This window comes from Massilia sp. P2_C2, from assembly GCF_056404615.1.
The window spans coordinates 1-2058 of the sequence record NZ_JBFUDR010000545.1 but is presented as its reverse complement, the minus strand read 5'-3'; the positions used below and the strand labels follow the sequence as shown (position 1 = coordinate 2058).

The window sequence follows — 2058 nt, the reverse complement described above, 5'->3', positions numbered from 1 at the left end:
GGCCAGCACCAGGGCGCGGAATGTCGCGCGCTCGGCCGGCACTAGATCCTGAGCGCTGTCGCACCCGCCCTGTACCTTGGTGTTCATGGTTCCGCTCCTGCAAAGTGGTTGGAGTAAAACGAGTGTGAACCACGCAAAGATGAGGTCGCTTATCGGGAATCAAGGACCGGGCCGCACCACAAAAAGTGCAAATCGACAGCTTCCGGTGAGGTACAGAAGGATGGCCGTTTACTAACTTTTAGAAAATAACCTTAGTTTGCCGCGTGCATAAATTACACAAAAAATTCAGTATGGCAATATAGGCGAAAAAAAGCCGCGGACACGCCGCGGCTTTTGCTTGAACTGCGAGTCCCTTATTCGCCAGCAACCGCCTTCTTGGCCGCCGTCGCACGCTTGGCCGGCGCCTTGCGGGCCGCAGTCGTCTTGGCCGGGGCTTTCGCAGCCGGCTTGGCAGCAGCCGTCTTCGTGGCGGCAGCCTTGCGCGCAGCCGGCTTGGCAGCCGTCGTCTCTGCGCCGCCCTCCCCTTCCTCGGCCTGGTCCTTGGCCTTCGCGCCCGGCTTGGCCTTGCGTTCCTCGAACTCGAAGCTGATCTTGCCATCCTTGCCGCGCACGAGGAACGCCTTGAACGGACGACGGGTACGCTGCGAGACAAAGCCCGGCAGCAAATCGGTCTTGCCCTCGTTCAGCAGCTTGGCCATCTGCTCGGGCAGGATTTCCTGCTGCAGGATGATGCGGCTGCTGCGGAAATCGCAGGTCTTCGGCTTGGCCACCGTGTGTTCGCAGACATAGGCCAGGCCCATCTCGTAGACGTTGCCCGTGCACTTGGGGCACGGACCGAGCGGGGTCTGGCCCGTGAAGTCGACGCCCTCGCCTTCCTCTCCCTCGTCCTGGTCCTGGCCGAAGTCGAATTCCAGCTTGTAATTGTGGATGTCCTCGTCGCGCGCGATGCGCAGGATCGCGGCGAACGGGCGGCCCATCTTCGAGCGGAAGCCCTGCAGGGGGCCGATCGTGCGGTTGGCCAGCAATTCCTCGACTTCCTCGATCTCGAACTGGCGGCCACCCGGCACCTTGCTCATCGAGAAGTCGCACTTCGTGCAGGCGAAGCGGCGGTAGTTTTCCTTGACGACGCCGCCGCAGTTCGGGCACGGCGTCCTCAGGGTGGCGTACTCGCCCGGGATCGTGTCGTTGTTGTATTCCTTGGCGCGCTTGACGATGATTTGCGTCATCTCGGCGATCTCGCGCATGAACTCGTCGCGCGAAATCTGGCCCTTTTCCATCTGCGACAGCTTGTATTCCCACTCGCCCGTCAGTTCCGGCGCCGTCAATTCATTGACGCCCAGGCCGCGCAGCAAAGTCATCAGCTGGAACGCCTTGGCGGTCGGGATCAGTTCACGGCCTTCGCGCAGCAGGTATTTTTCAGTCAGCAAGCCCTCGATGATCGCGGCGCGCGTGGCCGGCGTACCGAGGCCCTTGCCGGCCATGGCGTCGCGCAGCTCGTCGGAATCCACGAGCTTGCCCGCGCCTTCCATCGCCGACAGCAAGGTCGCTTCGTTGTAGCGTGCGGGCGGCTTGGTGACGAGGCCGTTGGCCGTGACCTTGTCGGTGAGCACCTGCTCGCCCTTCGCCACCGGCACGAGGCTGGCGCCGTCCTTGTCGTCGCCCGTCGTGTCCTTGCCGTACACCGCCAGCCAGCCGGGGTTGGTCATCACCTTGCCCTCGGTCTTGAACTGGTGGCCTTCCACTTCCGTAAAGCGCGTCGTGACGAGGAATTCGGCGGCGGGGAAGAACACGGCCATGAAACGGCGTGTGACGAGGTCGTACAGCTTCTGTTCCGGCTCGGACAGGTTTTTCGGCACGACGCCCGTCGGGATGATCGCGAAGTGGTCCGAGATCTTGCTGTTGTCGAAGATACGCTTGTTCGGCTTGACCCAGCCCTTGTCCAGGATCTGCTTGGCGAACTGGTGATAGTTCGGGTTGCCCTTCAACACTTCCAGCGTCGACTTGACGGTGTTCAGGTAGTCTTCCGGCAGCGCGCGCGAATCCGTACGGGGATAAGTA

General features: G+C 62.1%; 1 protein-coding gene. It reads right to left on the bottom strand.

Going from position 1 to position 2058, the window contains the following annotated elements:
• Window positions 1–353 precede the first annotated feature (353 nt).
• Window positions 354–2058: DNA topoisomerase (locus AC1DYX_RS30650; protein WP_477265924.1), on the bottom strand; the 1705-nt coding region annotated here is incomplete at its 5' end.